Source organism: Proteus sp. G2675 (assembly GCF_963886535.1).
GTDB lineage: Bacteria > Pseudomonadota > Gammaproteobacteria > Enterobacterales > Enterobacteriaceae > Proteus > Proteus mirabilis.
Map to the genome: position 1 here is coordinate 191,561 of NZ_CAWPCB010000031.1, position 24,683 is coordinate 216,243.

A 24,683-nucleotide genomic window follows, 5' to 3' on the forward strand; every position below is an offset into this window, starting at 1 on the left:
TCCCTAATGTTTACAGCTTAATTGTGGTTTTTGATTGATTTGAAAGGCTACCGGCTTCAATTAAACGCATAACATTAATGGCTTGTGACACAGTAACAGGACTCTCTTCACCAAATGCAATCGCACGATAAATTTGCTGATAATAAGCGGGATAATTACCTGATAGAGTCGGTAACTTTGTTGTTACTAATTCACCACTCTCTGTCGATAATGTTAATTCACCCTCTTGAGGATCAGCCCCCCAGTTATACATTTCAGTCGGGAGATAACCCGCTTTTAATGCATCTTCTTGGGTATCTAAACCATATTTTACATAACTGCCTTTGGTCCCATGAATAGCAAAAATAGGCGTAGGTGAGGCAACCAACATAGAGGCATGTAAAATAACTTTCAGATGACCATAGTCTAATAGTGTATGAAAGTAGTCAGCATTTTTAGCATTAGGGCGCAACTGAGCAATATCAGCAGTGATTGCATAAGGTTGACCAAAAAGACATACCGCTTGGTCTAGTAAATGAGGGGCCAGATCGTACCAAAGTCCTCCACCAAGTCCGGCATCTTCACGCCAACGTTGGCGCACAGCGGGTCTAAAACGATCGAAATGCGCTTCATAGGCACTGACTTCACCTAATGTTTTATCGGCGAGTAATTTTTGAACGGTAAGAAAACCGGCATCCCAACGACGATTATGAAAAACTGAGAGTAATCTCTTAGCTTCTTTCGCTTGTTGTGCCAATTTTTCTGCTTCATCGAGTGTCAAAGTAAAAGGTTTATCGACAACAACATGTTTACCGTTTTTTAAGGCTTGTGAGGCGTAGGTATAGTGAGTGTTATTAGGTGTTGGAATAACAATTAAATCGATGTCTGGATCATCAATCAGTCGTTGTGGGTTGGCATACACCGTAATATTAGGAAAATCAGCGATAACTTTACTTTCATCAGAGCTTGAAATGGCTGATAGTGTTAACCCCTCAGTGGTACAGATCAGGGGAGCATGAAAGGTTTTACTTGCATAACCATAGCCTATAATCCCCACGTTTAAATTTTTTGTCATAACCCTATCCCGCTTTTATCTTTTTATTCTATAAATGAAAAATGACTTTCACTTCTACAGCTAAATAAATAATAACAAAGTTTGTGATAATATCTCGTTTAGAACTTAGTATAATAGTAGGATCTTTGATTAATGAAATTAAAACCTCAGACAAACGTTTTGCCCGAGCAATCCCCTAAAGCCCCTATTACGGGTTGGTTACTTGCCCCTTTGGCTTATTTGCTGTTGTCGATAGTGGGCTTAGGTTTAATGTCTGTTTTATATTTAATACGATATTTTTCAGATTTTTCGATTATCCACCAGCTACCTTTTCATGTGGTATCAAGCTGGTATCTTTCCGTGTTAACAACATGGGCGATGTTTGCATTTACCGCTTATTTGTTAAGACAGTTTTTTTACCGCGCTAAAAATTTTCCTCGTTTATTTATTATTTGGTTATTAATTAACTTATTGTTGGCGATAAAAAGTTTCGGTTTTGCCCCTGTTGATGATCAAACCGCGGTTAAGTCACTATTATGGGCCGTTATGGCAACTGTCTGCTTTGTGCCTTATATCAAATATGCTAAGCGTGTCCGTGAAACTTTCACACAAGATCGATAACTTCATACATTTCAGCTTGATATTATACTCGCCCGTTTAGCCTCTTTATTTTATGAGGCTTTTTCTCCATTTTTTAACAATTTTGGCATAGCAATGACTGATTACTTGCTTTTATTCGTTGGTACCGTCTTGGTGAATAACTTTGTACTCGTCAAATTCCTCGGTTTATGCCCATTTATGGGTGTATCAAAAAAATTAGAAACCGCGATAGGAATGGGGTTTGCGACAACGTTTGTCATGACGATTGCCTCTATTAGCTCTTGGCTAATGGATACCTTTATTTTAGTTCCCTTAGACTTACTCTATTTACGTACACTCAGCTTTATTTTAGTGATTGCTGTTGTGGTGCAATTTACAGAAATGGTCGTAAGAAAGACGAGTCCAACGTTATATCGTCTATTGGGGATTTTCTTACCTTTAATTACCACCAACTGTGCCGTATTAGGGGTCGCATTACTGAATATCAATCAATCACATACCTTTATGCAATCAGCAGTATATGGTTTTGGTGCTGCGGTAGGATTCTCCTTAGTTATGGTGTTATTTGCAGCCATTAGAGAAAGACTGGCTGTCGCCAATATTCCTGCTCCTTTCAAAGGCTCTTCTATTGGCTTAATTACTGCGGGTTTAATGTCTCTTGCCTTTATGGGTTTTAGTGGTTTGGTGAAACTGTAATGAATTCTTTATGGATAGCAATTGGTGTACTGGGTGTACTAGGGCTTCTATTCGGCCTGATTTTAGGTTATTCCGCTCGTCGCTTTAAAGTAGAAGAAGATCCTATTGTGGAAAAAATTGATGCCATATTACCACAGAGTCAATGTGGTCAGTGTGGTCATCCTGGTTGTCGCCCTTATGCAGAAGCGGTAGCTAATAATGGAGAAATGATTAACCGTTGTGCACCGGGCGGTGAACAGGTTATGTTAAAAATTGCCGAACTGATGGGGGTTGATCCACAACCACTTGACGGTGATGAAGAAGCATTAAATCCGGTGAGAAAAGTGGCTTTAATTGATGAAGACAACTGCATCGGGTGCACAAAATGTATTCAAGCATGCCCAGTGGATGCCATCGTCGGCGCTACTCGTGCAATGCACACCATAATAGAAGATCTCTGCACAGGGTGTGATTTATGTGTTCCACCTTGTCCAACAGACTGTATTACTTTAGTTCCTGTGAAAATGACGACCTCTAATTGGAAATGGGATTTAAATACTATCCCTGTAAGAAATATTCCTGCAGAGCCAGAAGAAACACCCGAAGATGAACCGTCATTAAAGACGGAGGATAACGCTCATGTTTAATCTCTTTTCGTTATTTAAAAAAGATAAAATTTGGGATTTTAAAGGCGGCATTCATCCTCCCGAAATGAAATTACAATCAAGTCGCACGCCTATGCGTATAGCCCAGTTACCGGATGAGGTTACCATCCCTATTCATCAACACTTAGGTACTCCTGGGCAACTTTGCGTTAAAGTGGGTGATCATGTTTTAAAAGGCCAAGCCTTAACTCGTGGTGTAGGAAGAACATTACCCGTTCATGCTTCTATATCAGGTACGGTCACGGCAATAGAGCCATTTCCAAGCACTCACCCTTCTGGTCTGCCTGAAATTGCAGTGAAAATTGTCTCTGATGGTAAAGACGAATGGCGAGAAAAATCACCGCTAGTTGACTATCAATCACAAAGTAAAGAAGTATTGCTTACCCGTATTCATGAAGCAGGCATTGCTGGATTAGGGGGAGCGGGTTTTCCAACAGCCACAAAATTAAAAGGTGGTGGTGATTTAGTTAAAACGCTCATCATAAATGCCGCTGAATGTGAGCCTTATATCACAGCTGATGACAGACTTATGCAAGAGCACGCAGATGAAGTTATTGCGGGTTGTCAGATATTAATGCATATACTGTCACCGGATGAAGTGCTGATTGGTATTGAAGATAACAAACCTGAAGCTATTGCCGCCTTAAAACAAGCATTAGCAGCACTCACAAATGAAAAACGTATTTTTATTCGGGTGATCCCTACCAAATATCCATCTGGAGGCGCTAAACAGTTAACCAAAATATTAACGGGCAAAGAAGTTCCTTCTGGCGGTCGCTCCTCTGATATTGGCGTATTAATGCAAAATGTGGGGACGGTAGTGGCAATTAAACGTGCCATTATCGATGATGAACCTTTAATTGAACGTGTCGTTACCGTGACAGGACAAGGGGCTAAAACCCCAGGCAACTTTTGGGCGCGTTTAGGTACTCCTATTTATGCACTTATAAAACAAGCAGGCTTTGTTGCTGGCTCTGAGCAGATGGTCATTATGGGCGGGCCTTTAATGGGCTTCACCTTACCTGACTTAAATGCCCCCGTTATAAAAATTACTAACTGCTTATTAATTCCCTCTCCAGAAGAGATGGATACAGATAATATTGAAGAAGCCTGTATCCGTTGTGGTCAATGTGTTGACGCCTGCCCTAGTGGTTTACTACCACAACAACTTTACTGGTTTAGTAAAGGGAAAGAGCATGAGAAAGCGCAACAACATAATTTATTTGACTGCATTGAGTGCGGGGCTTGTGCTTTTGTCTGCCCTAGTAATATTCCATTAGTGCAATATTACCGCCAAGAAAAAGCAGAAATACGAGAAATTGATGCGGAAGCTAAGCGAGCGGCTGAAGCTAAGGCTCGCTTTGAAGCGAAAAAAATCCGTATGGAACGAGAAAAGCTTGAACGTGAGGCAAGACATCAACGTGCTGCAGTTAAGCTTGATGATCACCAACAAAATGAAGTGCAATCTGCACTTTCTCGTGTAAAAGAAAAACATAGCATTGGCAAAATTATTGCTGTTAAAGCAGGAGAACAACCTGACAACGCAGCGGCTATTGCTGCACGCAAAAAACGTAAAGAAGAAGCCCGAGCAAAACAAGCTGCTAAATTGGCACAACAGGTACCACAAAATACCCATACCACCGCCGATGCAGAAAGTGATCCGCGCAAAGCCGCTGTAGCGGCAGCATTAGCTCGTGTAAAAGCTAAGAAAGCTCAACAAGCGCAAGCAACTACAAAAGTAGACACTCCTGCTGAAACTCAGGCTGAGGTGGAAACCGATCCACGCAAAGCCGCTGTGGCGGCAGCATTGGCTCGGGTAAAAGCTAAGAAGGCTCAACAAGCGCAAGCAACTGCAGAAATAGACACTCCTGCTGAAACTCCGGCAGAGGTGGAAACCGATCCGCGTAAAGCTGCTGTCGCTGCTGCTATTGCTCGCGTAAAAGCTAAAAAATCCCAGCAAACGCAAGCAACCGCAAAAGTAGACACACCCGCTGAATCTCCGGCTGAGGTGGAAACCGATCCACGTAAAGCGGCTGTCGCTGCTGCTATTGCTCGGGTAAAAGCTAAAAAAGCTCAACAAGCGCAAGCAACTGCAGAAATAGACACTCCTGCTGAGGCTCAGGCTGAGGTGGAAACCGATCCGCGTAAAGCTGCTGTCGCCGCTGCTATTGCCCGCGTACGCGTAAAAGCTAAGAAAGCTCAACAAGCGCAAGCAACTGCAGAAATAGACACTCCTGCTGAGGCTCAGGCTGAGGTGGAAACCGATCCGCGTAAAGCTGCTGTCGCCGCTGCTATTGCCCGCGTAAAAGCTAAAAAAGCTCAACAAGCGCAAGCAACTGCAGAAATAGACACACCTGCTGAAACTCCGGCTGATGCTGAGGTGGAAACCGATCCACGTAAAGCTGCTGTCGCCGCTGCTATTGCTCGGGTAAAAGCTAAAAAAGCCCAACAAGCGCAAGCAACTGCAAAAGTAGACACACCGGCTGAAACTCAGGCTGAAGTGGAAACCGATCCGCGCAAAGCCGCTGTCGCTGCTGCTATTGCTCGGGTAAAAGCTAAAAAAGAAGCACAGCAACGCCATGCTAAAGAAGAAGTGACATTGGATTAATACAAATGAAATTTAGACCAATACAAAATAACAATAGCAAATTGAAAATCGCCAGCTCTCCATTTACTCATAATCAACAATCCACCAGTCAAGTGATGTTGTGGGTAATATTGGCCGCTATTCCAGGTATTCTATGCCAACTCTACTTCTTTGGTTTAGGGACGCTATATCAAATCATCTTGGCAATCATTGTCGCGCTATTGGCGGAGACTATTTGTGTCAAACTCAGAAAAGAAGATCCACTTCTATACCTAAAAGATAATTCCGCTTTACTAACAGGTATCTTACTAGCAATTAGTATTCCTCCTTTAGCGCCTTGGTGGATAATTGTTTTAGGGACATTTTTTGCGGTTGTTATTGCCAAACATATTTATGGCGGATTAGGTCAAAACCCATTTAATCCCGCGATGGTCGGTTATGTGGTGCTATTGATCTCCTTTCCTGTACAAATGACATCATGGATGCCCCCCATTGAATTACAAGCCGTATCTTATAACTTTATAGATAGCTTAAGTATTTTCTTTACCGGACATACACCCTCAGGACTCACCCTTGAAGATTTAAGACGCTCTGTAGATGGCATTACCCAAGCCACACCACTTGATAGTTTTAAAACCGGATTATTAACCCACTCTATTGATGAAGTATTAGCAACGCCAATCTTACAAGGTGGATTTGCGGGAATGGGTTGGCAATGGGTGAATGTTGCCTATCTGGTTGGGGGCGTTATCTTGTTATATAAACGAATTATTAGCTGGCAAATTCCTGTTGCCATGTTAACGCTACTTGGTGTTTGTTCACTGATCAGTTGGGGGATCGATGCTACTCGTTACTCTCAGCCACTATTACAGCTTTTCTCAGGTGCGACGATGTTAGGGGCTTTCTTTATTGCCACCGATCCTGTTAGCGCCTCCACCACACCAAAAGGGCGATTAATCTATGGTGCAATCATTGGCCTATTAGTGTGGATTATTCGTGTCTATGGTGGCTATCCTGATGCCGTGGCCTTCTCAGTCCTATTAGCTAATATTGCTGTACCGCTTATTGATAGTTATACCCGTCCTCGGGTTTATGGACATTAATGGAGATAATGATGATCGAGATACTAAAACGTCATGGGTTAACATTAGCTATCTTTGCGGCCTGTACCACAGGGTTAACGGCTGTCGTCTATCACTTGACGGCGAATACTATCGCAGAACAAGCGGCTTTAGAAAAACAGAAATTATTAGACCAAGTGATCCCAACCTCTCTCTACAATAACCATCTCGCGCAAGATTGTTATATTTTGACAGATAAAGCATTAGGTAATGAAAAACCACATAAACTTTATGTTGCTCGTTTTAATGGTAAACCTGTCGCCGCCGCATTAGAATCAACGGCACCTGACGGTTATTCAGGGGCGATTGAATTATTGGTTGGTGCTGATTTTAGTGGCAAAGTACTCGGTGTTCGCGTGACAACACATAATGAAACACCGGGGCTAGGTGATAAAATAGAAACGCGTATTTCAGATTGGATTTACTCATTAAGTAACAAGTTTATTACCAGTGATCATGACTCACATTGGGCGGTAAAAAAAGATGGTGGTGATTTTGACCAATTCACTGGAGCAACTATCACACCAAGAGCCGTCGTTAATGCATCAAAACGCACTGCATGGTTAATACAATCTTTACCTGAAAAATTAGATACCCTTTCAGCTTGTGAGGCGAATTAAAATGAGTATGATCAAAGAACTGTTTTCACAAGGATTATGGAAGAATAACTCTGCTTTAGTTCAATTATTAGGGCTGTGCCCATTACTGGCAGTGTCTTCTACCGCGACCAATGCTCTAGGCTTAGGTCTAGCCACAACATTAGTATTAGTTTGTACCAATGTGGCAGTGTCGAGTTTACGTCGTTGGGTTCCCTCTGAAATTCGTATTCCAATTTATGTTATGATTATCGCATCCGTTGTTAGTGCGGTACAATTGCTTATCAATGCCTATGCTTATGGTTTATACCAATCGTTAGGAATATTTATTCCTCTTATTGTCACTAACTGTATTGTGATTGGTCGTGCAGAGGCGTTTGCAGCTAAAAATGAAGTTTTCCCTTCAGCAATTGATGGCTTTGCTATGGGATTAGGTGCAACAGCGGCACTTTTTGTTTTAGGGGCAATGCGTGAAATATTAGGTAATGGCACTTTATTTGATGGTGCTGATTTATTATTAGGTGAATGGGCGCAAGTATTAAGGGTTGAGATAGTACATTTAGACTCACCTTTCTTGCTGGCTATTTTACCACCCGGTGCCTTTATTGGTTTAGGTTTTATGCTGGCCATAAAATACCTGATTGATGAAAAACAGAAAAAACGCGTTCCATCCACGACCAAAACCTATGAAAAAGAACAAGGTTGTGGCAGTCATATTGTTAAAAACTAATTTGTGAGCATAATGAATCAAGCTAAACGTATAGAAATTTTAACTAGGTTGCGGGATAACAATCCGCATCCTACTACTGAGTTAAGATTTAACTCCCCGTTTGAATTATTGATCTCCGTGTTACTCTCTGCACAAGCCACCGATGTTAGTGTTAATAAGGCAACAGCAAAACTTTACCCTGTTGCCAATACACCTCAAGCAATGCTGGAATTAGGTGTTGAGGGGATCAAATCCTATATTAAGACCATTGGCCTATTTAATACAAAAGCTGAGAATGTGATTAAAACCTGCCAAATATTGGTAGATAAACATCATGGCCAAGTTCCTGAAAATAGAGAGGCTTTAGAGGCATTACCCGGTGTCGGTCGTAAAACAGCGAATGTCGTACTTAACACCGCTTTTGGTTGGCCGACCATTGCTGTTGATACACATATCTTTCGCGTGTGTAATCGCACTAAATTTGCACCGGGAAAAAATGTTAATGAAGTGGAACAAAAACTGCTAAAAGTGGTACCGGCAGAATTTAAAGTCGATTGCCACCATTGGCTTATCCTGCATGGTCGTTATACCTGTATTGCCAGAAAACCACGGTGTGGCTCTTGTATTATTGAAGATCTCTGTGAGTATACCGAAAAAACAGATCCACAATAACATTGTGCAAATTTCTCTGTTTTTCTGATGCATATTACTTGCGTCATTACACACAATCGAATAAAACTATTGCCCACTTTTATTATTAAAATTGCCGACTTTCCGGAAAAATATGTTTCAAGACAATCCGCTGCTTGCTCAGCTAAAACAGCAACTCCATGCCCAAACACCGCGCGTGGAAGGCCTTGTAAAAGGGACAGATAAAGGCTTTGGCTTCCTTGAAGTTGATGGTCAGAAAAGCTATTTTATCCCTCCTCCTCAAATGAAAAAAGTGATGCACGGTGATCGCATTATTGCTGCCGTACATACTAATAATGATAAAGAGTCCGCTGAGCCTGAAGAGCTGGTAGAACCCTTTTTGACTCGCTTTGTCGGCCGTGTTCAGAAAAAAGAAGGTGATAATCGTCTATGGATTATTCCTGATCACCCTCTACTCAAAGATGCCATTCCTTGTCGTCCTATAAAAAGCTTAACGCATCCATTTGCCGATCAAGATTGGGCAGTGGCGGAAATGCGCCGACACCCTCTTAAAGGTGATAAACATTTTCAAGCTGAATTAACTGATTTTATTACCGATAAAGATGACCATTTTGCACCTTGGTGGGTGACATTAATGCGTCATCAATTAGAGCGAAATGCACCTGAAGTAGACAGTGAAACATTAACCTTACATGATGATCTACCGCGTGAAGATTTAACCGCGCTCTCCTTTGTGACCATCGATAGTGCTTCAACCGAAGATATGGACGATGCGTTATATATTCGTAAAGAAGAAAATGGCCAACTTTCACTGTATATCGCTATTGCCGATCCAACGGCTTATATTCAGCCTAATAGTGAATTAGATACCATTGCGGCACAACGAGCGCTAACAAACTATCTACCGGGCTTTAATATCCCGATGTTACCTCGTGAGCTATCAGATAATCTCTGCTCATTGCGCCCTAATGAAAAACGTCCTGCGTTAGTCTGCCAAGTGGGTATTATGGAGGATGGTGCATTAACCGATGAGATCCACTTCTACTCAGCATGGGTAGAATCAAAAGCAAAACTGGTTTATGACAATATTTCTGATTGGCTAGAAGGTGAAGAAACACAGTGGGCGCCTGAAAATGAGATTGTTCATGAACAAGTCATGCTATTAAAAGAGATGAGCGAGAAACGTCATGTATGGCGTGAACAACATGCTCTCGTCTTTAAAGAGCGTCCTGACTATCGCTTTATTCTTGATGACAGTGGCAACGTATTAGATATCGTGGCGGAAAAACGTCGTACTGCCAACCGTATCGTGGAAGAAGCGATGATCACCGCCAATATTTGTGCGGCAAAGGTACTTAGTCGTAATCTCGGTTTTGGTATTTATAACGTTCATACTGGTTTTGATCCGCTCTATATTGATCAAGTCTCACAAACCTTAAAAGAGCACGGTATTGAAACCAACGCAGATGAGTTATTAACCCTTGAAGGTTTCTGTCGCTTACGTCGTGAACTGGATAATCAGCCAAACCAATTCCTTGATAGCCGTATTCGTCGTTTCCAAAACTTCGCTGAAATAAAAACAGAGCCAGGCCCTCACTTTGGTTTAGGCCTTGAAGCTTATGCGACATGGACATCACCGATCCGTAAATACAGTGATATTTTAAATCACCGTTTATTAAAAGCGATTATCAGCAAAAGTGCGGCAGAAAAACCGCAAGATGAAGATTGTGTTCGTATTGCCGAACGTCGTCGTGCTAACCGTATGGCCGAGCGCGATGTCGGTGATTGGTTATATGCGCGCTTCTTAAAACCTTTTGCTGGCACTGAGAGTACCTTTAATGCCGAAATTATTGATATTACTCGTGGTGGTATTCGGGTACGTTTAGTTGAAAATGGGGCTATTGCCTTTATTCCTGCACCATTTTTACATGCGGTACGTGACGAAATTCAATGTAGTCAAGAAACTGGCTCTGTCATTATTAAAGGTGAAACAGCCTATAAGCTCAACGACATTATTCCGGTACGTATTGAAGATGTGAAACTAGAAACGCGTAATATTGTTGCTCGTCCGATTTAACAGCTATTTAGCGTAATAGATATTATCAAGCTGATAACCTACTCAGGTTATCAGCTTTTTTATTTTATTTTGCGACTCTACAGATATATAAAGTGACACCGTCACCACTAAAACTAGTTTGCTAATAATAAAAATGCGCCGACCTTCAACAAGATAAGCGCACTATATGTAGAATACTAGGCTTCAATCGATGATTGGGGTTGTGATAAAGAACTACCTTAGCCTCCGGCCAATTTCACTTTCATCCCTTTCGCTTCTAATAAAGATTTAATTAAATCCCGTTTATCACCTTGGATTTCAATTAATCCCTCTTTAACACTGCCACCACAACCACATTTCTTTTTTAATTCAGCCGCTAATTTAGCCAGAGCTGCATCATCCAAATCAATACCGGAGATAACACAAACACCCTTACCTTTACGGCCACTGGTTTGACGTTGGATACGCACAATACCATCACCGGCGGGGCGTGTAGGTTTCTGCTCTTCTTCTTTAATCCGACCAATATCAGTAGAATAAACCAGCCGAGAATTATTATCCATGTTGCACAACACCTTGTATAGAACGATTAATTTGCTGTAAAGTTTCCAGTGGATTTTCACTGCGTGTAATAGGTCTGCCGATCACCATATAATCCACCCCAGCCACTATCGCTTGCTCTGGCGTCATAACTCGACGCTGATCACCCACTTCGCTCCCCGCGGGTCGAATTCCGGGAGTGACCAATAAAAAGTCATCACCACACACTTGTTTAAAACGAGTGGCTTCATGGGCCGAACATACCACACCATCAAGACCACAGGCTTTAGCCAGTAATGCTAAGCGTTCGGCTTGTTCTGCTGGAGTTAGGTTAATGCCCAATTCAGTGAGATCGGATTGATCCATACTGGTCAACACAGTGACAGCGGTTAATAGCGGTGCCTCTTTGCCAAATGAGCTTAAGCTCTCCTTTGCCGCACGCATCATACGACTACCACCACTCGCATGCACATTTACCATCCATACCCCTAAATCGGCAGCTGCGGCAACTGCTCTCGCCACCGTATTGGGTATATCATGAAATTTTAAATCTAAGAAAATATCAAACCCTTGCTGTTGCAATTGCGTTACAAATTGCGGTCCAAAGCGAGTAAACATCTCTTTACCAATTTTAAGGCGACAAGATGAAGGGTCGATACGTTGTGCAAAATCGAGTGCACTTTTTTGGTCTTCATAGTCTAGTGCCACAATAACGGGCGCGCAGGTAGAGCTGGGCGATTTTTTATCACAATCAAATGACATTTTAAGGCCTTTATTTATCAAGAGACTATTAAAAGTGACATCGTCACTGACCATCTAAGCCACGTATCGGCTTAACGGTATCCCAAGAGCGACAGGATGGACAATGCCAATATAATGCATGGGAGGTAAAACCACATTTATGGCAACGGTAATCAGGTTTTGTGCGGATCTGCTCACCGACCATATAACGTAATAAGATCAGACTCTCTTTTGCGCGTCCTTCTTCTGCTTCAGCTAAATGATAGAGCATTAAACGATAGAAAAGTCGCATGGTAGGATGACGTTCTAGTTGGCGATTAATATATAACTGTGCGGCTTCAATGCCCTCTTTTTCTTCAATAATATCGGCAAGATAAAGCTCTGCAATGGCACCGCAATTACTCTCGACACATTGACGTAGATAGGCTTCCCAACGTGCAGGATCACCTTGAGATTGGAAGCATTCAAAAAGCATTGGCAAGGTTTCACTGACCATCTCTTTATCTTGCTCAATTACTTTCATTAATACATCAATGGCTTTATTTTTTTCATCGCGCGCGATATAGATACGACCATACATAATGGAAACACGGGCACAAAGTGGATCCATTTGCCCGGCTTTTTGTAGAAAACTTAGCGCATTATCAAGATTATCACTGCTCATTTCTTGCAATGCGAGTTCACAATAGAAATGAGCAATTTGCTCTTTAAGTTCATGTTGACCAAGTTTTACCAATTTCTCTGCGGTTTCTATCGCCTTACCCCAGTCACTGGTAAGTTGATAAATGGCTAGGAGGGATTGTAATGCACTTTGACGAAAATCCTGCTCATCAATCAGCTGTAAAAACATATGTTCAGCGCGATCATAAACCCCTGCTGCGACATAATCACGGCCAAGTTGCTGAATAGCGAGAAGACGTTGTTCAAAAGAGAGTGCCGCGCTCTCCATTAACGATTGGTGAATACGAATCGCACGTTCAACTTCACCACGAGAGCGAAATAGATTACCTAAAGTAAGATGTGCTTCAAAGGCTGAGCTATCCTCTTTAAGCATTTCAAGGAACAGATCAACCGCTTTGTCTTGTTGATCAGAAAGTAAAAAGTTAACCCCTGCCACATATTCACGTGACAGGCGATCGGCATTTTGCTGTTTATCCTGTTGCGCACCACGACGCCCCATATACCAGCCATAAGCCGCAGCGACCGGTAATAACAGAAACAGCAACTCAAGCATCTATTCTCGTCCTTATTTTACAGTAGAAACGGCTGTAGAACGATTTTCTTGGCTTTCTTGTTTGGTTTGTTCACTTTCAAGGCGCTTAATTTTACGCTTTGCTCTTACTAATGATAAACGTACTCGCAAGTAAAAAACGCCACTGACGATCCAGCCCAGTACAAAACCAACACCAAACAGCGTGGCTAATAAAGTAGAGATACGATATTCACCTTGAGCAATAAGATAATTGAAGGTGATCACCTGATCATTATTTGAACCTAACGTCATGGCTATTACGACAATAGCTAGCACCAGAACAACCAAAATAAAAAGTAGAACTTTCTTCACATTATTTCCTTTTTATTCTCTTTTCTTTGGATAAGGGATAAAGGTAGCATTTTCACCACTCACAAAGAAAGTCATTTCTTAGAATCATCTGATTTTCGTATATTTTTTCACATAAATAGTGAAAAATAAATTCGCTATCTCAAAAAGAAAAACGATTATCAAGGTTTTAACAACAATCGTCGTTCAATCATCCAAAATGCACACCACACCAACACAGCACTAATCAGAATACCGACAATCACATCAGATGCCCAGTGCATACCTAATATTATTCGTCCGACAGTCACATCAATACCCCATAATATCCCTAAGATGGCTAAAAAATAGTGGCGTCGTAACATACACAGCACAAACACAAATAAAGCCAGTGTTGCAGAGAATAAGCTGTGTCCAGAAGGAAAGGCATAACCGGTTTCTGCTCGCCAATGGCTTAATTGCCATTGAGGGATCAGAGACGAATGAGATAATCCATTATGCAACAGTTGCTCACGCTCAGGACGAGACACTTGGTAAAAATATTCTGGTGATATTGATAGTTGGTTACTGACCCAAACCACATAAGGTCGTGGCTCTTTAACGCTATTTTTTACAGCCACTTTGATCAACTGCCCCAACATCAAAGTCGCGACCATAATAATTGCTAACTGAATAAATGCTTTTTTAGGTAGTTTAAGAATAAAAAAGAGCAAAACAAGGCAAAGTAATATAGTTAAAGCTCCCCAAGGTTTAGCCGCACTATTGGCTATCCATAAAGTGCTTTCGCCTCCCAGAGGATGTGCTGATGGTTGCCATTGCCATCCCAGAATAAGCACCACAATAGGTACAATCAAAAGCAATCCACTTCCTAAAAGCATCAATACTGATATTTGCTTATTCAATCTATTTGTCCTTATCTATTCTGTATGCACTGTTTTTATTTACTGATGATTAACTGATATAAATGATTAGTATAAACAATACCAGTTTAGCAATAAATAATTATGCAAGTAGGCTTAAAATCTGATAATTTGTTTAGGTGTGATTTATTAAGTGTGTGTTATCAAATTCCCTGCCGATTTAGACAAGGAACCATTTCAGTGTTTTATTTCTCTTTGTCCTCGTTATAAAGTGTATAATCTTGAACGAGAGTATCACCTGAAATTATGAGTCAAAAATAATGAAATTAAGACGTATCGCAGAAGCAAAACTCCCTACTCCTTTTGGTGAGTTTTTAATGGTGGGTTTTGAAGAAATTGCCACAGGAAAAGATCATGTTGCCCTCGTTTTTGGTGACATTTCTGGCACAAAACCCGTTTTATCCCGTATTCATTCTGAATGTTTAACTGGCGATGCACTATTTAGCCTGCGTTGTGATTGTGGTTTTCAGCTAGAAGCTGCCCTTTCACAAATTAGCAAAGAAGGCCGTGGTGTATTACTTTATCATCGCCAAGAAGGTCGCAATATTGGTTTACTTAATAAAATCCGCGCTTATGCATTACAAGACCAAGGATTAGATACTGTCGAAGCTAATCTAAAGTTAGGATTTAAAGCCGATGAGCGCGACTTCACCCTTTGCGCTGATATGTATAATCTATTAGGCATACATGAAGTACGATTATTAACCAATAATCCAAAGAAAATCGAAATAATGAAAGAAGCTGGGATCAACGTGGTAGAGCGTGTTCCATTAATCGTAGGACGTAATCCAAGTAATGCTCATTATCTTGATACTAAAGCGGATAAAATGGGACATATGTTATTTAAAAAAGCGCAATAACATAAATATTGGATAGATTATAAAATTATTATTCAATCCGGGTGATTTAGCCCGGATTTTATTTTCCTGCACTTATCCCATCAAGCTACTGACTATTTTTCACGATGATTTTTTTATCCTTTAATTATTAAATTATATCATGTGAAATTTTATCATATGGCAAGCTGTTGACTCTTTAACTGGCTTTAAGCTATTTATAACTAAATAATTTTTAATAGGAATAGCATAATGCCATTACATTTTTCTGGTAGGATTTTTGCGTCTCTTTTATTAGCTGGGACACTATTAACAGGTTGCGATCACAATGATAACAACCGTTATGCAATTAAAGTGGGGGTGATTAATGGTGCAGAGCAAGATGTGGCAGAAGTCGCTAAAAAAGTGGCTAAAGAAAAATATGGTTTAGAGGTTGAACTGGTGGGTTTTAGTGGCTCATTGTTACCTAACGATCCCACTGCAAACAAAGAATTAGATGCCAATGTGTTCCAACATCGCCCTTTCCTTGAGCAAGATAATCGTTCTCGTGGTTATAACCTCGTCGCGGTAGGCAATACCTTTGTTTTTCCTATGGCGGGTTATTCAACCAAAATTAAACATCCTCAAGAATTAAAACCCGGTGATACAATAGCACTGCCCAATGATCCAACCAACTTGGGGCGCGCATTATTATTGCTACAAAAAGAGAAACTGATCACCTTAAACCCTGACAGTGGCCTATTACCCACAACACTCGATATTATTGATAATCCACTTAAATTAAATATTATGCAATTAGAAGGTGCGCAACTACCACGAGTATTAAACGATCCCCAAGTAACGGTTGCGATAATTAGCACAACTTATATCCAACAAATTAATTTATCACCAACCAAAGACAGTATTTTTATTGAAGATAAAAGTTCACCTTATACTAATATTATTGTTACAAGAGAAGATAATAAAGAAGCAGAGAATGTACGCGATTTTATTAAAGCCTACCAGTCACCCGAAGTGGCAACAGCCGCTGAGACTATTTTTAAAGGTGGTGCTATTCAAGGGTGGTAAACACGACTTATAATTTATCAGGTCACTTATAATAAGTGACCTATTTATTAATAGTTATGACCCAAAATAAAACTTTAATTTATTATTTTCATCTGCTTTAATTGATACTTGAAGATCATTACCATATTGATCATATATAATACAATTCATTTCTTCATCTTTCCTACTGGATGTAAACGCTTTTCCATATTCTATACTATAGCTCCAGAAACATACCCCATCCTCATCATTTGCTGATGTGACCGGAATTAAAGTATCTGGTTTAAAATGGAATTCCTTAGTGTAATAATGAGGCTTTAATGGAATTTTTTTAATATATTTATCAGTCGATGTGCTAATAATCTGATAATGACCTTTTTGAAAATAATGAAAAGATTTATTTTCTTCATACTCTACACTCTTAGTTATCGTTCTATTATTACCGTTAAACCTTAGATAATATTTCGTCAAGACATCACCTGATGTTTCTACATCTTTTTCTATTCTAGGATTTACCAGCGGTTCTATGTCTACATCTGCTTCTGTAAATATTTTTTTTGGTGCAACGTCCAGAATGATAAAATTTAAATAATCACTGTAATTATTTTTAAAGGCTGTAGTATACTCTTTTCCTTTAATGTGAGTCTGTGCACAAATTCTAAAGGTATCTATCACTTTATTAACAGAAAGATAAATAACACAAGTAGATGCATCAGGGGAGTTCAATGTTGCTTCTTCACTGCTTGGAAATACAAATCCATTTTCTTTATCAGATAAAGAAATATCATTGCGGTCAATAGGAAGATTTTTTTCATTTACAATATGTGTATTTCTATAAATATCTTCTTTGGCTATTTTTATGATACGACCATTTTTATCTAAAGCCTCTATATAAATAGTAATAGGTACCTGATGTCTACCATTAACATATGCAGTCGCTGTACTGTTATATCTATTAATATAAATATAAAATGCTCTTAGTTCATCAATATCATCCCAAGAGCCAAATTGGCTCTTAATAACCTCACCTTTCGATACAATTGTATTTCCCTCAACAGTCGCATAACCAGTCACCCAACCATTTTTTTCAACTATTGCATCACCACGAACAATAGCATATTCTGATACTTTAGCATTATCTTTAATAACAGCATTATCATATATTACAGCATCGTCAGATATTCTCGCATTATCTTTAATAACTGCATTATCATATATTACAACATCATCAGATATTGTCACATTATCTTCCACTAGCACATTACCATAAATCTCTGCATTGTCTTTTACTTTACTATTTCCCTTAACTATTGCATTACCGTAGATCTTCACATTATTTCTTATAATTGCATTATCTGTGACTTTAGCATTACCAAATACCATTACATTATCAAAAATAAAACAATTATCATCTCTACTTAAATTACTTTCATTTTCTATCCATCCTCCTGGACTATCTGTATACACTCTTCTAATTCTATATAAAGTAACACCATTATATTCTTTTGTTTCACTCGTTATTTTATATTTCTTCATAAACACCTCCATAATAACACCCTGTTAATATTGTTATATTAACTTGATACTCATTAAAAATACGTTTAGCATTTAATGGTTAGTTTATAGTATTAGATGAAATCATTTGTCGATATTATGAAATATAAAAATATTCTATTATAAAAAAGAAAGCGAAGAATTAATTCATCATTCTTCGCCAACTAATTAATACTTACTAAATTATTTTACAACATATTACGAATAACATAATGCAAGATCCCGCCATGTTCAAAATAAGCCAGCTCAGTTTGCGTATCAATACGACAACGAGCCATAATAGTTTCTTGGCGACCATCTGCAAAAGTAATATTGACAGCGACATCTTGACCCGGTGTTAGCGAATTAAGCCCCGTTATCTCAATTTTTTCATCACCTTTGAGCCCTAAAGTCTGGCGTGATACACCGTTAGGAAATTCTAAAGGTAATACTCCCATACCAATCAAATTAGAGCGGTGAATACGTTCAAACGATCCGGCTATCACCACTCGCACACCTAATAATCGTGTACCTTTGGCGGCCCAGTCACGGCTAGAGCCTGATCCATATTCATTACCGGCAATAATGGCTAAAGGCGTATTTTCTTGCTGATAACGCATCGCCGCATCATAAATGGCTAACGTTTCTCCCGTTGGAATATGTTTTGTAAAGCCCCCTTCGATCCCCGGCACCATTTCATTACGAATACGGATATTTGCAAAAGTTCCTCGCATCATAACTTCGTGATTACCACGTCTTGAACCGTAAGAGTTAAAGTCTTTTGGTTCAACACCATGCTCTCGAAGATAACGCCCTGCAGGACTATCAGCTTTAATATTCCCTGCAGGTGAAATATGATCGGTGGTCACCGAGTCACCTAATATGGCTAAAATACTGGCTTGGTGAATATCTTTAATCGCCTCAGGTGTTTTTGTCATACCTTCAAAAAAAGGAGGATGGCGAATATAGGTAGAATCAGGTTGCCAAGCATACACCGGGGTATCTTGTATTTTTAGTGATTGCCAAGTTTCATCACCATCAAATACCGCAGAATACTCTTTATGGAACATCTGCGTTTTTACTTTTTCCACTGCATCGGCAATGGCTTTACTGTCAGGCCAAATATCTTTCAAATAGACTGGATTGCCCTGCTTATCTTCACCTAATGGCTCTTTGGTCAAATCAATATTCATATTACCAGATAGCGCATAAGCCACGACTAAAGGAGGAGAAGCAAGCCAGTTGGTTTTCACTAAAGGATGGATACGACCTTCAAAGTTACGATTACCCGATAGTACAGCGGCTATAGTTAAATCATTATCTTTAATCGCCTCTTCAATCGGGGCTAATAAAGGCCCTGAGTTACCAATACATGTGGTACAACCATAACCAACCAAATTAAAACCAAGTTTATCTAAATAAGGTGTTAATCCTGCCAGTGCTAAGTAGTCTGTCACCACTTTAGAGCCGGGGGCTAATGACGATTTGACCCATGGCTTACGCTGTAGGCCTTTTTCTACCGCATTTTTAGCCAGTAGACCTGCGGCCATTAAGACATTAGGGTTAGAGGTATTGGTACATGAGGTGATCGCTGCAATTACTACCGCACCATCCGTTAAGGTAAAAGGAGGCTGATTATCAATAGTGACCTGAGGATATTGAGCAAGAGGTTTTTTATTTGTTTCAAGCTCTACAGCAGCTTTAAATGCTTTTGGTACATTCAGCAAGTTAACTCTATCTTGTGGACGTTTAGGGCCAGCAAGACTTGCTTCCACAGTACCCATATCTAACGATAAGGTTGAGGTGAAAATGGGTTCATCACCAGCATGACGCCATAAGCCTTGCTCTTTACTATAGGCTTCAACTAATGCAATTTCTTGCTCTTCACGCCCGGTAAGACGTAAATAATCTAGTGTAATTTCGTCAATAGGAAAGAAGCCACAGGTTGCACCATATTCAGGTGACATATTGGCAATCGTCGCTCGGTCAGCAAGAGGCAAAGAAGCTAGTCCATCACCATAAAACTCAACAAATTTCCCTACCACACCATGTTGACGTAACATTTGCGTTACGGTTAATACTAGGTCAGTCGCTGTGATCCCCTCACGTAGTTTACCCGTTAACTTAAAACCTACCACATCAGGGATCAGCATTGAGATCGGTTGGCCTAACATCGCAGCTTCCGCCTCAATGCCACCAACGCCCCAACCCAACACGCCCAGACCATTGATCATAGTAGTATGTGAATCGGTTCCAACCAAAGTATCAGGGTAAGCAATATGTCGGCCATTTTGTTGTTCAGACCATATCGCTTTACCTAAATATTCTAAGTTAACCTGATGGCAAATGCCCGTTCCAGGAGGTACTACACGAAAACGTTCAAACGACTGTTGCCCCCAACGTAAAAAGAGATAACGCTCATAGTTACGCTGCATTTCAATTTCAACGTTTTTCTCAAAAGCATCATCACTGGCATATTTATCAACCATCACCGAATGGTCGATAACCAAGTCAACAGGAGAAAGTGGATTAACTTTTTCTACATTTCCCCCCAAAGATTTTACGGCTTCACGCATAGCGGCTAAATCAACAACGGCAGGTACACCCGTAAAATCTTGCATTAATACTCTTGCTGGGCGATAGGCTATTTCACGGGAGGCGTGGGCATTTTTTTGCCAATCTACCAATGCCTTAATATCATCTTCAACAACCGTATCATCATCAAGATAGCGGACTAAATTTTCTAGCAGAACCTTTAACGATTTAGGGAGACGAGTGATATCCCCTAATTGACGAGCAACTTCAGAAAGACGGTAATACTCATATTGATGAGTACCTACAGAGAGCGTAGAAAGACTCTCCTTTTTCAGACGTAACGACATAGCTCCTCTCCTTCTTATTTTTATGCTGACAGCAATCACAAACTATCAAAATAGGTAAGGTTATCTATTAACCATATCATAGAAAGAGAAATTTCGCTTACGGACCACACGATTTGTTAATATGATGTTATTGAGATTATATTACTAACAAAACTTAATCTCTTTCTTTTAACTTAATTAGGATTTAATGGGGGTATTATTGCAAATAAAGGATAATGTATATGAACAATCAACAAGCCGAACAACTAAAAAAGATTATGATGGCTGATAGTTATTTTGCACAACCTATTACGCCCCCTTTTCCACAGCCTTTAGCAATAAAATCATTACAACAGACACTTAATATCAAAGATACAGAAGGACTTGTTCAATTTATTATCGCTTCACCTAAACGTTTTAACGAATCAGAAAAAATGATCATGACACAGCTGAAAGATATACAAATTGCCTTAATCTCTATTATGTCGAATCATCTTTCAGTATTAAAAAAAGAAGATAGTGAAGCTTATTATCAACCAGAGCATTGGCTAGAAACCCTTAATCATTTGCCTTTGCTTAGCCGTAATAAAGTTGAAAGCAAACGACTTGATAAGCAAACATTTGATTTTTCAATTGCTCAAGCCTTTGTGCAACTGTTATTAGGTGCAGCCATTAATGCAGCGTCACCGTCATTAGCCGAGTTTATCGATTTTTTACGCAATCAGGGACAACAAATTGAACTAGGAATACGCCAATCCTTTGATAGCTATAAAACGATAACTATTGCAGGTGTGACGGAAATCCTTAATCATAATAATCAGCTTATTTTTGTACCTAAATTAAAAATAATGAGTCTACGTTTCTCACATCGAACAGCCAAAATGTTATTAGCCAGTTGTTCGGGGCGAAAATTTACGATTTCAGTAGAATACACAACAATCACCTCAATTTTTGATATTGGTGCACTTAATGATCCACTGATTAATCGACAATTTTATGCTTTTTTAAATAAGTTTCGTCAGTTGAGTATTACTCAATCTGATTCATTTTTTAGTGGGGACTTTTTATTGCAATAGCATTAATGTTATAAGTTACATAATGGTAAAAGGCGGGATAATATACCCGCCTTTGCGTATTAAACTAAAGGTAACTCGATATCTTTAAATAACTCTTCAATTTCTTCATTGGTACGTAAAGCTGTCGCTTGTTCCACCAAATTACGTGTTAGATGTGGGGCAAAACGCCACATAAAGTCATACATATAACCGCGTAAAAAACCACTACGTCGAAATGCAATTTTTGTGGTGCTATAACTAAATTTATCACGCATATCAATAGCGACTAAGTCGCTATCAAGCATCGGATCAAATGCCATACTCGCAATCACACCAATACCTAAGTGTAGCCTGACATAAGTTTTTATTACATCCGCATCCGTTGCAGTAAAAACAATTTTAGGCTTTAAACCCACTTTACCAAAGGCTTCGTCAAGATCAGAGCGCCCAGTAAAACCATGGGTATAAGTAACGATATCGTAAGTTGCAAGCTCTTGTAAGGTAACTTCACGCTTTTGCGCCAATGGGTGATCTTTAGTTACCACCACAATACGATTCCAACGATAACAAGGTAACATCACTAAATCGTTATACAGATGTAGTGATTCTGTCGCTATAGCAAAATCACTTTTACCACGGCAAACATCTTCTGCAATTTGTGTCGGTGAACCCTGATTCATATGTAATGACACTTCGGGATAACGTTCTATAAAACCTTTAATCACTGGGGGTAAAACATAACGCGCTTGTGTATGAGTGGTGGCAATAGAAAGCGAACCGCGATCAGGATAAGTGTGTTCCCCTGCAGCCGAGCGGATAGCTTCTGTTTTGGATAATATCTCACGAGATAATCTGACAATTTCTTCCCCCGCTGGCGTCACATGTGTTAAGTGCTTACCACTGCGAGAGAATATTTGTATACCCAACTCATCTTCTAGCATACGAATTTGTTTACTGATCCCCGGCTGAGAGGTATATAAACGCTCTGCTGTCGTTGAGACGTTTAAATCGTTATTCACCACTTCAACGATATAACGCAACTGTTGTAATTTCATAGAAGCACGATCCCTTTACAAAAGACTTATTATTCTGTTATTCCGCTCATATTCATATAACTAAAAAGAATAATAAATAAGCAATATATAACCACTATATCACTTATTTCATTTCGGTCTAACGTAATTAATAAGGTTATTTAGGTTTTATTATATCGAATAGTTATAAGCTATAAAAATCGGTAGAAATCTTGCTGTCTCTGGATGGTCTTGATTGTATTGTGATAATAACAATTTACTGATTCGATTTGCTGTTAAAACCACTGTACTATTGCCTAGTAAGCGTTGGAAAGTACAGTAAACGGTCAGGAGCAACAGAATCATATTTAACGTAATGTACATACATAGAAGATGATCACCATCGAAGGTTAGCTCATATCAAATAAATCTATAAGATTGCATAGTTAAATTAATAGTTGAATTAGAATAGTAACCTATTGATTAATCAATATATCTAACAAAAGAAGTAAACGATTTCTCATCACTATTCTCGATTATTTCATTAAAACTAACCCTTCCAGTATAAATAGAAAAGGTCGGTTCTTTAATACTCCCATTAGGAAAAATAACTTTTTCATCTTTTGAGATAGTCGTGGTTAGTTTAGGCTCAACTTTATAATTAAAATAAATTTCTCCATTTGATTTATTAGATAGTTTTTTCTCACCTTCCGTGATTGATGGTGAATAATAGATAGATTGATCATCTTCTTCCACTATAACAGGGGCTAATGTAGTAAATAGTTCTATTTTTGAATGTTTGTTATCGACAATTGGGATAACCTTACTAATCACCATATGATTTTTATAAATGGTAGAGATTGGCGCTAGTTCTATTTTTATCAATTTCCAATTACACCATCCTCCCCCATCGATAGGCACGGTATAGGTCGCGTTTTTATTATCCTCTGCTATTTTACGTTCTACCTCCACTTTTTGTGTTAAAGAGGAGTAAGAGACTTCGGTATAATCAGCATTAAAATGAGAACGTTGGCATTTATTTGACGTATAAGTACCTCGGACTTGCACTACTGTTTCAGGGGAAATAGTTGAATAAACCGTGATTTTATTGCCATCATTATTCATATTGACGGGGAATTTATTATCAAGATATATATTGAATTGATAAGCCCACTACAACCACCTAACAATAGATAAGGAATAAGAACAAATAATTTAATCATTGTCATTAGCATAGTTAATCCCCATTCAACTCCGTTCACCTGCTTAAAATCGCAATCGCATATCCCTTCTTACACTTTAGACAGCAAAAAACTACTTACTCCCCCAAACAGATTAATCAATCAATATATCGAACAAAAGAAGTAAACGCTTTTTCATCACTATTCTCGATTATTTCATTAAAACCAATCATTTTACTATAAGTCGATCCACTCAGTGTTTTAATATTGCCGTTAGGGAAAATAGCTTTTTTATCATTTGAGATGATAGTCGTGGTTAATTTAGGTTCAACTTTATAATTAAAATAGATTTCTCCATTTGATTTATTAGATAGTTTTTTCTCACCTTCCGTGCTCGATGATGAATAATAGATCGATTGCTCATTCTTGCCTTCTACCATTACAGGGGCTAATGTAGCAAACAGTTCTATTTTTGAATGCTTATCATCGGTAATTGGAATAACCTTACTAAAAACCATATAACTTTTATAAATAGTAGAGACTGGTGCTAGTTCTATTTTTACTAACTTCCAGTTACACCATCCCCCCCCATCAATAGGCACGGTATAGGTCGCGGCTTTATTATCCTCAGTTATTTTACGCTCTACCTCCACTTTTTTTGTTAAAGAGGAATAAGTGACTTTAGTATAAGAAGCATTAAAATGAGAACGTTCACACTTATTT

22 protein-coding genes and 1 pseudogene are annotated in these 24,683 nt (G+C 39.2%); 12 read left to right on the top strand and 11 right to left on the bottom strand.

Annotation, left to right across the window (positions count from 1 at the left end; translation table 11 throughout):
- Positions 1–10 precede the first annotated feature (10 nt).
- A complete protein-coding gene (locus AACQ49_RS08925) occupies positions 11–1,054 on the bottom strand; it encodes an oxidoreductase (RefSeq protein ID WP_036894957.1) in 1,044 nt (347 codons plus the stop codon).
- 132 nt (positions 1,055–1,186) lie between these two features.
- On the opposite strand from AACQ49_RS08925, the gene AACQ49_RS08930 reads away from it, so the two are divergent.
- The 9 genes from AACQ49_RS08930 to AACQ49_RS08970 all read left to right on the top strand — a co-directional run bounded on the left by AACQ49_RS08930 (position 1,187) and on the right by AACQ49_RS08970 (position 10,714).
- Positions 1,187–1,654 carry a DUF2569 family protein gene (locus AACQ49_RS08930; RefSeq protein ID WP_004243016.1) on the top strand — a complete coding sequence of 156 codons (468 nt, stop codon included), beginning with the start codon at positions 1,187–1,189 and terminating at the stop codon, positions 1,652–1,654.
- Between the two features lie 93 nt (positions 1,655–1,747).
- Positions 1,748–2,329 carry an electron transport complex subunit RsxA gene (gene rsxA, locus AACQ49_RS08935; protein ID WP_004243017.1) on the top strand — a complete coding sequence of 194 codons (582 nt, stop codon included), beginning with the start codon at positions 1,748–1,750 and terminating at the stop codon, positions 2,327–2,329.
- The gene (gene rsxB, locus AACQ49_RS08940) at positions 2,329–2,955 is read left to right on the top strand and encodes an electron transport complex subunit RsxB (RefSeq protein ID WP_004243020.1); all 627 of its coding nucleotides are present in this window, start codon (positions 2,329–2,331) and stop codon (positions 2,953–2,955) included. The genes rsxA and rsxB overlap by 1 nt, the downstream gene beginning before the upstream one ends.
- A complete protein-coding gene (rsxC, locus tag AACQ49_RS08945; protein WP_161779002.1) occupies positions 2,948–5,581 on the top strand; it encodes an electron transport complex subunit RsxC in 2,634 nt (877 codons plus the stop codon). Before rsxB ends, rsxC begins: the two co-directional genes overlap by 8 nt.
- A gap of 5 nt (positions 5,582–5,586) precedes the next feature.
- Positions 5,587–6,663 carry an electron transport complex subunit RsxD gene (gene rsxD / locus AACQ49_RS08950; protein WP_004243022.1) on the top strand — a complete coding sequence of 359 codons (1,077 nt, stop codon included), beginning with the start codon at positions 5,587–5,589 and terminating at the stop codon, positions 6,661–6,663.
- A gap of 11 nt (positions 6,664–6,674) precedes the next feature.
- Positions 6,675–7,301: an electron transport complex subunit RsxG gene (rsxG, locus tag AACQ49_RS08955; RefSeq protein WP_004251120.1), complete on the top strand. Its 627-nt coding sequence runs from the start codon at positions 6,675–6,677 to the stop codon at positions 7,299–7,301.
- Position 7,302: 1 nt separating this feature from the next.
- Positions 7,303–8,007 (top strand): electron transport complex subunit E, encoded by a 705-nt coding sequence (locus AACQ49_RS08960; RefSeq protein WP_004243024.1) that lies wholly within the window; start codon positions 7,303–7,305, stop codon positions 8,005–8,007.
- A 12-nt stretch (positions 8,008–8,019) separates the two neighbouring features.
- Positions 8,020–8,658, top strand: a complete 639-nt coding sequence (gene nth / locus AACQ49_RS08965) for an endonuclease III (RefSeq protein WP_004243025.1) — start codon at positions 8,020–8,022, stop codon at positions 8,656–8,658.
- Between the two features lie 112 nt (positions 8,659–8,770).
- Positions 8,771–10,714 (top strand): exoribonuclease II, encoded by a 1,944-nt coding sequence (locus AACQ49_RS08970; RefSeq protein ID WP_004243027.1) that lies wholly within the window; start codon positions 8,771–8,773, stop codon positions 10,712–10,714.
- 218 nt (positions 10,715–10,932) lie between these two features.
- On the opposite strand, the gene yciH is transcribed toward AACQ49_RS08970, so the two are convergent.
- From yciH to pgpB, 5 genes are all read right to left on the bottom strand, one after another.
- Positions 10,933–11,256, bottom strand: a complete 324-nt coding sequence (yciH, locus tag AACQ49_RS08975) for a stress response translation initiation inhibitor YciH (RefSeq protein WP_004248106.1) — start codon at positions 11,254–11,256, stop codon at positions 10,933–10,935.
- The gene (gene pyrF / locus AACQ49_RS08980; protein ID WP_004251116.1) at positions 11,249–11,995 is read right to left on the bottom strand and encodes an orotidine-5'-phosphate decarboxylase; all 747 of its coding nucleotides are present in this window, start codon (positions 11,993–11,995) and stop codon (positions 11,249–11,251) included. Before pyrF ends, yciH begins: the two co-directional genes overlap by 8 nt.
- Positions 11,996–12,038: 43 nt before the next feature.
- Complete coding sequence (gene lapB / locus AACQ49_RS08985) at positions 12,039–13,208, bottom strand: lipopolysaccharide assembly protein LapB (RefSeq protein WP_161779003.1); 1,170 nt, start codon at positions 13,206–13,208, stop codon at positions 12,039–12,041.
- A gap of 12 nt (positions 13,209–13,220) precedes the next feature.
- Positions 13,221–13,538, bottom strand: coding sequence for a LapA family protein (locus tag AACQ49_RS08990; protein WP_004243031.1), 318 nt, complete (start codon positions 13,536–13,538; stop codon positions 13,221–13,223).
- Between the two features lie 158 nt (positions 13,539–13,696).
- Complete coding sequence (gene pgpB / locus AACQ49_RS08995) at positions 13,697–14,416, bottom strand: phosphatidylglycerophosphatase B (protein ID WP_161779004.1); 720 nt, start codon at positions 14,414–14,416, stop codon at positions 13,697–13,699.
- A gap of 278 nt (positions 14,417–14,694) precedes the next feature.
- Here pgpB and ribA point away from each other — a divergent pair, with 278 nt between their 5' ends.
- Positions 14,695–15,294 carry a GTP cyclohydrolase II gene (gene ribA / locus AACQ49_RS09000; protein ID WP_004243033.1) on the top strand — a complete coding sequence of 200 codons (600 nt, stop codon included), beginning with the start codon at positions 14,695–14,697 and terminating at the stop codon, positions 15,292–15,294.
- A gap of 228 nt (positions 15,295–15,522) precedes the next feature.
- A complete protein-coding gene (locus AACQ49_RS09005) occupies positions 15,523–16,338 on the top strand; it encodes a MetQ/NlpA family lipoprotein (RefSeq protein WP_161779005.1) in 816 nt (271 codons plus the stop codon).
- A 54-nt stretch (positions 16,339–16,392) separates the two neighbouring features.
- Here the strand turns inward: AACQ49_RS09005 and AACQ49_RS09010 are convergent, their stop codons facing one another.
- Positions 16,393–17,853 carry a transferase gene (locus tag AACQ49_RS09010; protein WP_004251102.1) on the bottom strand — a complete coding sequence of 487 codons (1,461 nt, stop codon included), beginning with the start codon at positions 17,851–17,853 and terminating at the stop codon, positions 16,393–16,395.
- 206 nt (positions 17,854–18,059) lie between these two features.
- A complete protein-coding gene (gene acnA / locus AACQ49_RS09015) occupies positions 18,060–20,732 on the bottom strand; it encodes an aconitate hydratase AcnA (protein ID WP_004248112.1) in 2,673 nt (890 codons plus the stop codon).
- Between the two features lie 221 nt (positions 20,733–20,953).
- Between acnA and AACQ49_RS09020 the strand changes: the two genes are divergently transcribed.
- The gene (locus AACQ49_RS09020; RefSeq protein ID WP_004248113.1) at positions 20,954–21,787 is read left to right on the top strand and encodes a hypothetical protein; all 834 of its coding nucleotides are present in this window, start codon (positions 20,954–20,956) and stop codon (positions 21,785–21,787) included.
- Positions 21,788–21,846: 59 nt separating this feature from the next.
- Here the strand turns inward: AACQ49_RS09020 and cysB are convergent, their stop codons facing one another.
- The 3 genes and pseudogenes from cysB to AACQ49_RS09035 all read right to left on the bottom strand — a co-directional run.
- Positions 21,847–22,821 carry an HTH-type transcriptional regulator CysB gene (gene cysB, locus AACQ49_RS09025; RefSeq protein WP_004243041.1) on the bottom strand — a complete coding sequence of 325 codons (975 nt, stop codon included), beginning with the start codon at positions 22,819–22,821 and terminating at the stop codon, positions 21,847–21,849.
- A 441-nt stretch (positions 22,822–23,262) separates the two neighbouring features.
- Positions 23,263–24,014: pseudogene (locus AACQ49_RS09030) on the bottom strand (hypothetical protein).
- 104 nt (positions 24,015–24,118) lie between these two features.
- Positions 24,119–24,683 (bottom strand): hypothetical protein (locus tag AACQ49_RS09035; RefSeq protein ID WP_161779006.1); only part of this gene is annotated, 565 nt, incomplete at its 5' end.

Coding starts and splice junctions, on each gene's coding strand:
- AACQ49_RS08925 (WP_036894957.1), bottom strand. CDS start 1,054: ATGACAAAAAATTTAAACGTGGGGATTATAGGCTATGGTTATGCAAGT.
- AACQ49_RS08930 (WP_004243016.1), top strand. CDS start 1,187: ATGAAATTAAAACCTCAGACAAACGTTTTGCCCGAGCAATCCCCTAAA.
- rsxA (WP_004243017.1), top strand. CDS start 1,748: ATGACTGATTACTTGCTTTTATTCGTTGGTACCGTCTTGGTGAATAAC.
- rsxB (WP_004243020.1), top strand. CDS start 2,329: ATGAATTCTTTATGGATAGCAATTGGTGTACTGGGTGTACTAGGGCTT.
- rsxC (WP_161779002.1), top strand. CDS start 2,948: ATGTTTAATCTCTTTTCGTTATTTAAAAAAGATAAAATTTGGGATTTT.
- rsxD (WP_004243022.1), top strand. CDS start 5,587: ATGAAATTTAGACCAATACAAAATAACAATAGCAAATTGAAAATCGCC.
- rsxG (WP_004251120.1), top strand. CDS start 6,675: ATGATCGAGATACTAAAACGTCATGGGTTAACATTAGCTATCTTTGCG.
- AACQ49_RS08960 (WP_004243024.1), top strand. CDS start 7,303: ATGAGTATGATCAAAGAACTGTTTTCACAAGGATTATGGAAGAATAAC.
- nth (WP_004243025.1), top strand. CDS start 8,020: ATGAATCAAGCTAAACGTATAGAAATTTTAACTAGGTTGCGGGATAAC.
- AACQ49_RS08970 (WP_004243027.1), top strand. CDS start 8,771: ATGTTTCAAGACAATCCGCTGCTTGCTCAGCTAAAACAGCAACTCCAT.
- yciH (WP_004248106.1), bottom strand. CDS start 11,256: ATGGATAATAATTCTCGGCTGGTTTATTCTACTGATATTGGTCGGATT.
- pyrF (WP_004251116.1), bottom strand. CDS start 11,995: ATGTCATTTGATTGTGATAAAAAATCGCCCAGCTCTACCTGCGCGCCC.
- lapB (WP_161779003.1), bottom strand. CDS start 13,208: ATGCTTGAGTTGCTGTTTCTGTTATTACCGGTCGCTGCGGCTTATGGC.
- ribA (WP_004243033.1), top strand. CDS start 14,695: ATGAAATTAAGACGTATCGCAGAAGCAAAACTCCCTACTCCTTTTGGT.
- AACQ49_RS09005 (WP_161779005.1), top strand. CDS start 15,523: ATGCCATTACATTTTTCTGGTAGGATTTTTGCGTCTCTTTTATTAGCT.
- AACQ49_RS09010 (WP_004251102.1), bottom strand. CDS start 17,853: ATGAAGAAATATAAAATAACGAGTGAAACAAAAGAATATAATGGTGTT.
- acnA (WP_004248112.1), bottom strand. CDS start 20,732: ATGTCGTTACGTCTGAAAAAGGAGAGTCTTTCTACGCTCTCTGTAGGT.
- AACQ49_RS09020 (WP_004248113.1), top strand. CDS start 20,954: ATGAACAATCAACAAGCCGAACAACTAAAAAAGATTATGATGGCTGAT.
- cysB (WP_004243041.1), bottom strand. CDS start 22,821: ATGAAATTACAACAGTTGCGTTATATCGTTGAAGTGGTGAATAACGAT.